This window comes from Zoogloea sp. LCSB751 (assembly GCF_002028455.1).
Lineage (GTDB): Bacteria > Pseudomonadota > Gammaproteobacteria > Burkholderiales > Rhodocyclaceae > Zoogloea.
In genome coordinates, this window is record NZ_MWUM01000051.1 from 1 (window position 1) to 8,499 (window position 8,499).

Below are 8,499 nucleotides of genomic sequence, written 5' to 3' on the forward strand. Positions count from 1 at the left end.
TCCGTCGACACCGCGCCGATGCCGGCCGCCATGCCATCCACCGCCGCCGAGGCGGCCAGCGCCAGTTCCGACTGCTGATCGGCGGTCTGCACCACGTCGGTGAAGGACGACACCAGCGTGCCGGAGGACACCATCAGGTCGCGGGCCAGCTCACCCATGCGACGCGCTGCAGCGACCTTCTGCTGCAGGAGGCCTTCGAGCCGGCGCACCGAATCGGCGGCAGAGGCCGACGCGCTGGCGTCGTCGAGCAGACCGCGGATGGCATCCAGTTGGTGCTGCACCTGGCGCAACGGACGGCGCGCCAGCGCGAACACCAAGGTACCGACGGCCAGCAACAGGATCAGGCCGATCCCGGAGGCGAGAATTTCAGTCGTCATGAAAAGCTCTGCGTAAGGAGAAAAAAGGCCAGCCAGCGGAGGCTCCGCGGGCTGGCCTGAAGTCATGCCATCAGCGGATCAATCACTCGCCGCCGCGCATGTACTGCACCTGGAACATGGACGGCGGGTTCAGCTTGGCGTCCACCTGGCCCTTGAACTGGCCGGTCGTGCAGTGCTTGCTCTGCACGTCCACCATCGAGAAGGCGTCGTCGATGCCGATGCCGGAACCCTTGTTGAGCGGCAGGTGGTGGTCCGGATGGGATTTGCCGACCATGAAGACCTTCCACAGCTCGCCCTTGCGGTCGTAGATCTCGTTGGCGCCGTTCAGGTTGCCGAGCTGGGCGTCCATGTAGAACACCCGCTTGGAAACCGGGTGGTTCGGATTGACCGGCGCCGCTTCGAGCACATAGACCTTGCGCAACTGCCAGGTGCCTTCGTGGAAACAGCCGCCCTGCCCGCCGAAGTTCACGTACTTGAAGTTGTCGCCTTCGGCCGGCATGTCGCCGGCGAGCTTCAGCTCGCTGTGGTTCCACATGGGCAGGATCACGTTCTTGGTGCCCTTGTAGGTCCACTTCATGTCGGAGATGCGGCCGTTGTAGCCCTCGAAGTCTTCGATCATCAGATCGGAGCCGAGGAAGGCGTCGGTCGTCTGTCCGGTGGCCAGGCGGCGCACGCGACGCTGGAAGCCCAGGTACAGGTAGGCGTCGTCGAGCTTCTGGTCATCCTCGTAGCGCTGGATCAGCAGCTGGGTGTTCTTCAGATCCTGGGGCTCGAGCACCTTCATGTAGATGGCGCGGAACAGCTCGGACGGATTCGGTGTCACTTCCGGCATCGGCGCATCCTTCACGCGGTGCTTGAAGTTGAGGAAGTGCATGTTGAGCTTGAGGGTCTTCTCGACCTGCCCGGTCTGCATGTTGCGGAACTTCCAGTAAAACGGATAGATCGCCGCGTTGTCGCCCCAGTTCACGCCGTACTTGTAGTTCCAGGCCAGCTTCTCGCCGGCGCGCGGGTCCTTGGCGTCGGGCTCTTCCGGGAACGGCCGGCCGGCCACGTAGCCTTCGATGTCGCCGTTCTTGGCACCGAGCTTGGCCTTGCCGAGGTTCTTGCGGGTCGCCTCGATGTAGGGCTTGGAGAGTTCGAACTGGGTCGTCGGGCCGACCTTGATCTCGAACAGGCCGTCCTTCAGCAGCTTGAACACGCCAGCCGGCAGCACATCCTTGAACTGATCGGCGTTGCCCTTGTTGATCACCGTGCCGGCACTGAGGCCAGCCGCCTTGGGGAAGCCGCCCTTGTAGGGGTTGAAGGTGTTTTCCACGTCGGCTTCGGTGGCGGCGTGGGCAAGGCCGGAAGCGAGCACGGCCAGGGCCGCGGCAATGAAGGTCTTTTTCATGTAGGTGTCTCCTCGATCAGAACTTGTAACGCATGGTCAGGTAGATCTCATCTTCCCGCATGGCGGCGCCGATGGGGCCGGCGCGGAAGCGACCGAGCGGTTCCATACCGGCCAGGCCGCGGGAATAGGCCACCATCGGATCCCCCGGATAGGAGCCGGACGTGTAGGGCGCGAACGGGTTGCACGAACGGCAGTCGTCGAATTCGTTGCGGCCGTTGGAGCCGCCCTTGAAGTTGGCGCCGAAGGTGAACTTCAGGTTGTCGGTGGTGCTCCATTCCACCGCCGGGGCGATGGCATGGGAACGGGCGCGGAAGTCGCGGGCGATGATCAGCTGCGGGCTGATCCGGTCACCCGCCATGAAACCCTTCATAAGCAGCGTGCCGATCACGTTGTCCTTGAAGTCCGGAATGCCGCGCATGCCCATCGATGTGCTCTCCAGCTCATGGTCGAAGATGTGCTGCCAGAACAGCTGGCCGGAGAACAGCGTGGTGCGGTGCGGGTTGATGAAGGGGACGAACATCGGCCGGTCGACACCGATCACGCTGCGCCACACGCGGTTCTTGGAAAACAGCTCGGGCTTGAGGGTGTTGGCGAACTCCTCGCCCCAGGTCATCGCGCCTTCAACGCGGAAGGCCGCGCCCAGCGTCTCCGACTGGAAGTCCAGCGAGCCACCCAGCAGGTTGACCCGCGGGAAGTTCATGTCGAAGGAGATCAGGTAGGGCCAGGCGTTCTGGTAGGCGCCGGTGAAGGAGTTGGTAGCCCGCTTGCCGCCATGCAGGGAAGGCAGTTGCGAGCGGTAATGCAGCGCGTTCACCGAGAAGGACAGGCCGCCCATCGTCACGCCTTCGAATTTGCCGCCGATCTGGGTGTTGGCCAGGCTCCACTTGGGCAGGTTCACGTCGGCCAGGCCGATCTGGCCGGGACCGAAGTTGGTCGCCAGATAGGTGTTGGGCGCCACGTTGGCAAAGTTGGCCACGGTGCCGCCGTTGTCCCACAGGCTCTTCATGCCGCGGAAGAAGCAGCCCGCATCCAGCGCCACGTTGGGCGAACCGCACTGGCCCAGGTTGTTGGCGCGGAACTGGTCCACGTTCCAGATCAGCTGCAGGTTGCGGTCCTGCATGGACTCGCTGGCGCCCATCCGCCACTCGGCCTGGGCGATCCACATGGGAATGCGGATGTCCTGGAGCTCGTCGTAGATGTTGTTGCGGGAGAAATCGACCGGGTTCACTACATCGAGAACGCGGAACAGGTCGGTCCGGCCCCACACCACCTGCTGCTTGCCGAGCTTGAGGAACAGCTCCTGGCCGCCGCCGATGTCGATGCTGTTCTTCACGTAGGCTTCACGGATGAAGTCCAGGCGACTGTTGAACTCAGGGAATTCCAGCTCGTTCAGGTTCTTGTCGCCGTAACCGCCGAAGTCGGCACAGCCGCGGCTGTCCACGTTGCAGGGGCGCACCGGCGTCGCAAAACCCACGCCACCATTGGTCTTGTGCCAGCGGTCGCCGAGGATTCGCAGACCGGCGTTGGGATTGTTTGCGTAGGAATCCAGAAACGCGTTGTTCGTCGAACCGGGATAGCCGAGCCCCGCAACGGCCGTGTAGCCGATCGGACCGGCCGGCGAGGTGGTCCCCCACGGCACGGTGGTCTGCGTACCACCCAGGACGCTCTGGGAGGTGATCGCACCGCCCGCGTCCTCACCATACTGGCCCTTGTTCATGCGATACACGCCGTCCCAGCTGCCGCGGAATACGCCGTGGAAGGCCCAGCCGCCGGACAGCTTCTTGTCCGCCTCGACCTGCATGGTGTTGCGGAACTTGGACAGGCCGACGACCTTGCCGGTGTCGTCGCGGCCACGGAAGGCGGTGTGGTTCTCGTAGAAGGTGTCGACCTTCCACGGTTCGGCGCTGCTGCCCATGTCGGGCAGGTTGTCCTCGGCGAAAGCCTGGGATGCACAGGCGGATGCCACCGCCAGTGCGCAAAGGGTGAGAGCCGGTTGTGCCCGGTTTGATCTGTTCTTCATGGTGTCTCCTCCTTGAATTTTCGATTGCGGCCGGAGCAAAGCCAGCCGCCCTCCCTTGAATCGGTAGATTTGGCTGTGGCGGACTTTCCTCCTAGTCGTTCTCGAGCACGCCGTCCGCGTCGTAGTGAGCGGCGGTGACGAACTTGGGTTTGAACACCACGCACCAGGACGGCACGATCAGCACCGCGGCGATGGCATTGACGATGAGCATGAAGGACAGGAGCACCGCGGCATCCGACTGGAAGCGCAGATCCGACATGAAGATCCACATCACCACGCCGGCGATCAGGGTGATGGCCGTGAAGCTCACCGCGTAGCCGGTGGTGGCCACCGCGCGGATCACCGCCTGCTTGATGTCCTGCAGCACCGCGTATTCCTCGCGGATGCGGTCCATGAAGTACACCGCGTAGTCGATACCCACACCGACGCCGACAGCGATCACCGGCACGGTGTTCACATTGATGCCGATGCCGGCAGCGCCCATGTAGGCGTAGGTCATCAGCGTGGCGAACAGCATCGGCAGGACCATCAGCCAGCCGGCGTGCAGCGAGCTGTAGTAGATCATCACGATCACGAAGGCGATCAGCATCACGGTCGGGATGATGATCATGTGGTCGGTGTGCAGGGCCTGGTTGCCGGCCGCCGTCACGCCGACGATGCCGCCGCCGAGCTCGATATGGATGCCCTTCACGTCGGCCTCGATCAGGCGCTTGCCCTCCTCGGCCAGCGCGACGACGCGGTTGATGGTGTCGGCCTGGTGGTCCTTGTAGTAGAAGACCATGTTGGCTTCGTTCTCGTCGGCGTTAACGAACTCCTTCAGCGCGCCTGGGATCGGGCTGGCCGCCATGTACGCGAACATCAGGCCACCCACTTCGTCGGCGGTGTCGGGCACCTGCATCCAGCGCGGATCGTCGTTGTGGGTCAGCTTGTTCACCACCCGCAGCACGCCGGGAATCGCCTTGGCGCCGCCGAGGGTCGGGTCGGACAGCATGTGGGCCTGGAAGCGCTCGATGGCCGCCATCACTTCCGGACGCTTGATGCCGCCCTTCTCGTCGGTGCGCATCAGCACGTGCAACTCCTCGGAGCCCGGGAAGCGCGTGTTGATGGCCTTGGTGGACACATTGAAGTCGTGATTGACGTGCAGCAGCGGGGAACCCGGTTCCGACTCGCCGAGCTGGACCTTGCCGACGAAGTACAGACCGCCGATGGCGCCGATCAGCGTCAGCAGCAGGATGCTGCGGGCACCGCCGTCGGTGCCACCGGTGCGGGCCATCGCCGCGCCGAGGAAATTGCGCACGCCTTCGTTGGCATTGACGGTGTTCTTCGGCGCCGGTAGCACGGTGAGCGCCAGCGGCACCATGAAGTGCACCGTGAAAATCACCGAGAAGCCCCAGAAGCCGGCCGCCAGGCCGAGCTTGTGGTTGAACGGCGCAGCACCGAGCACCAGTACGGCGATGCCCACTGCGTCCACGATGATCGCCAGCGAGCCCGGCCGGAACAGCGCGTCCAGTGCGTTGCGGGCAGCCTTCTGGCCGTTCTTCACGATGGCCAGTTCCTCGTAATAGCGCACCACCAGCTGCACGCCGTGGGACGTGGCGCGGGCGGCGATCAGGAACGGGATCGGCAGCGACAGCGGCTCCAGGTTGATGCCCATCAGCGCCATGAACCCCAGGCCCCAGATGGACGACAGCGCAATGCCCAAGAGCGGCAGCGCAATGCCGTACAGGCGGCGGAAGTAGATCACCAGCAGGAAAGTCAGCAGCGCCAGCGTCCACGCCAGAATCTCGACGATCTGGTTGAGGTAGGTGTACACCCAGCCCGTCAGCACCGGGTTGCCGGTGACGTAGATCTTGTGGCCGGGGCTGGCAAGGGACTCACGCACCTGCTGCAGGGCGGCGAAGGTCTTCGGGTAGTCGATGTCCGCCTCGTTGAGCTGAGCCTTGATGAGGGCCGCCTTCAGGTCGGGAGACACCAGCAGACCGTAGATCGTCGGGTTGGCGATCACGTCCTTCTTGAGCTGCTCCAGCTCGGCCACCGTGCGGCCGCTCTTCAGCGGGTCGTAGTAGGACTCCGACGCGAAGCCGCCCTGCTCGTCGAGGAAGATCTTGCGAGCGGTGCGGTGGGTCAGACTGTTGACCAGGTTGTGGTTGACGCCGGGCAGGCTGTCGAGACCCTGGGTGGCCTTGTGGATCAGGGCCAGGGTTTCGTCGTTGAAGATCGTGCCCTTCTCCACCTCGACGGACATCACGATCATGTTCGCGCCGCCGAAATTCTCCTTCAGGCGGTTGTAGGTCTGGATATAGGGGTGGTTCTGCGGCAGCAGGTCGGCGAAGTCGGAATAGATGCGCAGCTTCGGCACCATCGCGCCGAAGAGCAAGGTGACGAAGAAGATGAGGGACAGGACGATCTTCGGGTTGGCGAAGATCCACGCCTCACCCTTGTGCAGGGCGTGGGTGATGCGGTGACGGGATTGGCTGACCATGATGCGCCTCAGTGGGCCGCGGAAGCGACGAGCGGTTGGGCCTGGGTACCGATGAGGCGCAGCAGGCCTCCCGGTCCGCCGGCGACGATGGCGTGTTGTTCGGGCAGGGACACGGCGGCGGCCAGGAAGACCGGCACGGCGTCCGGGTAGGCCACGTTGCGCCAGGTAGTGCCTTCCAGGCGGGCGACGACACCGCCGGCGCCAACGCCGTAGGGCACGCCCTCATGCATGAACAGCCGGTACAGCGGCGCACGGCTCGCATTGGTCTGCTTGGCCCAGCTCTTGCCACCGTCGGTGGTGTGCAGGATCTGACCGGCGATACCGCTGACCCAGCCTTCGGTCCGGCTGGCGAACAGGCTGGCGTAGGGATAGAACTCGTCGGGCATCTTGCCCTGGCGGGTCCAGGTCGTGCCGCCATCGGTGGTCGTCGCCACCAGGCCGAACTCGCCAGTGGCGTAGCCCACTTCCTTATCCACCATCTGGATGCCGGTGAGTTGCGCATCCTCCTGCAGGTCGGTGACCTTCCAGCTGGCGCCGGCGTCGGCACTCACCGCCAGCGTCGCGCCGGTACCGGCCACCCACCAGCGACCTTCCCCATCGCAGCTGATGGCCAGCGGCGTGCGCGGCTTGTCGAGGGACACGGACTTCCAGCCGCTGCCGGAGGCATCGGCGCTCCAAACCTTGCGGAAGAAATCCACCGCCACGAAGCGCCCGTCCGGGCAGGTGGCAATGCCGATCACCGAGGCGCCGGCCAGCGGCTGGCGCTTCCAGGTACGTCCCTGGTCACCGGAAACCAACAGAGCCCCACTCTGGGTTCCAGCAACGACGACCTTGCCGTTGCTGGCAAGGGCCTGGGTGGTGTCATAACGTTGAACGGGCTTGGCCGACTCGCTGGCGACCCCGGAGAGGTCGGGCGCAGCGTGGCAAGCGGCAAGAAAGGTGGCAGCACTGGCGAACGCCACCATGCCGCGTGCGCGGCATTCGATTTTGACTTTCACTGGGTCTCCTCCAGCTATTTCGTTTTTTGGGCGCAAAGCGGCCCCGCTCCATGGCAAAAGCCTGGAGTTCTTTTTGTTTTGGCGACGTCACTCGCCCGAATTGTCAGAGGCTGGCGGCGGGCTTCGCCGCCAGCCTCACGGGAAGATCAGCGTCCCAGATCTTTCGCACTGACGCCGGCGATACCCCAGTTGGCTTTGGGAACGTCGTGGATCCACACACGAACGTTCTCCTGCGGGGCACCGACGGCCTCGACGAGGGCTTGGGTAACCTTCTCGATGACCGCCCGCTTCTGTTCTTCGGTACGGCCTTCAATCATGTAGATCTGCGCGAAAGGCATGCTTATCTCCCTTGCTTACTTGATTACTTGAAACGGATGGACACGGAACCCATGCCCTGGACCCGCAGGGTCACGTTGTCGCCGGCGTTTACCGCCACGGCTTCGGTGATGCCGCCGGACAGGATCAGCGCACCGGCTGGGATCTCCTCGCCACGGGCGCCGAGGTGGTTGGCAAGGGCCGCAATGGCCGCCGCCGGATGACCAAGCACCGCAGCGCCGGCGCCGAATGCCACCGGCTCGCCGTTCTTCTCCATCACCACGCCGACCGTGCGCAGGTCCACTTCGCTGACCGGCAGCGGCTGGCCGCCGACCACGAAACGGGCCGATGAGGTGTTGTCGGCGATCACGCTCTTCAGGTCGAACTTGAAGTCGCGGTAGCGGCTGTCGATGACCTCGATACCGGGGATCACGAAGTCGGTGGCCGCCAGCACGGCGCCGATGTGACAGCCCGGCCCCTTGAGGGCGTGCTTCATCACAAAGGCGATCTCCGGCTCCACCTTCGGGTGGATCAGCTCGGACACCTTCACTTCTCCGCCGTCCGGCACCGTGCCGTAATCGGTGATGAAACCGAAGACCGGCGTCTCGACGCCCATCTGCTTCATCTTGGCGAAGGACGTCAGGCCGGCCTTCAGGCCGACGATGCGGGTGCCGCGGGCCACTTTGCGGGCCTTGATGGTGTCCTGGATGGCGTAGGCATCGTCCCAGTCCATGTCCGGAAACTCGTCGGTGATCTTGACGGTGTCCCTGGCCTCGAGCTCGCAGTTTTCCAGATGCTCGGCGAGGCGCGCGATGGTGGCTTGATCGAGCTTCATACCGTCAGCCCCCGCTCGCGGGCCATAGTGATGGCCGTATCCTCGATCATGTCCTCCTGGCCACCGACCATGCCGCGACGGC

General features: G+C 64.3%; 8 protein-coding genes. All 8 read right to left on the reverse strand.

What is annotated here, in order from left to right:
- The coding region (locus tag B4920_RS25440; RefSeq protein ID WP_216820027.1) for a hypothetical protein at window positions 1-377 on the reverse strand (377 nt) is incomplete at its 3' end.
- Between the two features lie 82 nt (window positions 378-459).
- The gene (locus B4920_RS25445) at window positions 460-1,767 is read right to left on the reverse strand and encodes a DUF1329 domain-containing protein (protein WP_079437547.1); all 1,308 of its coding nucleotides are present in this window, start codon (window positions 1,765-1,767) and stop codon (window positions 460-462) included.
- Between the two features lie 16 nt (window positions 1,768-1,783).
- The gene (locus B4920_RS25450) at window positions 1,784-3,787 is read right to left on the reverse strand and encodes a DUF1302 family protein (protein WP_079437548.1); all 2,004 of its coding nucleotides are present in this window, start codon (window positions 3,785-3,787) and stop codon (window positions 1,784-1,786) included.
- A 91-nt stretch (window positions 3,788-3,878) separates the two neighbouring features.
- On the reverse strand, window positions 3,879-6,269 hold the full coding sequence (locus B4920_RS25455; protein ID WP_079437549.1) for an RND family transporter: 2,391 nt from the start codon (window positions 6,267-6,269) through the stop codon (window positions 3,879-3,881).
- Window positions 6,270-6,277: 8 nt separating this feature from the next.
- Complete coding sequence (locus tag B4920_RS25460) at window positions 6,278-7,267, reverse strand: YCF48-related protein (RefSeq protein ID WP_254051057.1); 990 nt, start codon at window positions 7,265-7,267, stop codon at window positions 6,278-6,280.
- A gap of 146 nt (window positions 7,268-7,413) precedes the next feature.
- Window positions 7,414-7,605, reverse strand: coding sequence for a 2-hydroxymuconate tautomerase (locus tag B4920_RS25465; RefSeq protein ID WP_079437550.1), 192 nt, complete (start codon window positions 7,603-7,605; stop codon window positions 7,414-7,416).
- A gap of 23 nt (window positions 7,606-7,628) precedes the next feature.
- A complete protein-coding gene (dmpH, locus tag B4920_RS25470) occupies window positions 7,629-8,417 on the reverse strand; it encodes a 2-oxo-3-hexenedioate decarboxylase (RefSeq protein ID WP_079437551.1) in 789 nt (262 codons plus the stop codon).
- The coding region (locus B4920_RS31080; RefSeq protein WP_139379629.1) for a hypothetical protein at window positions 8,414-8,499 on the reverse strand (86 nt) is incomplete at its 5' end. The genes B4920_RS31080 and dmpH, both read right to left, overlap by 4 nt.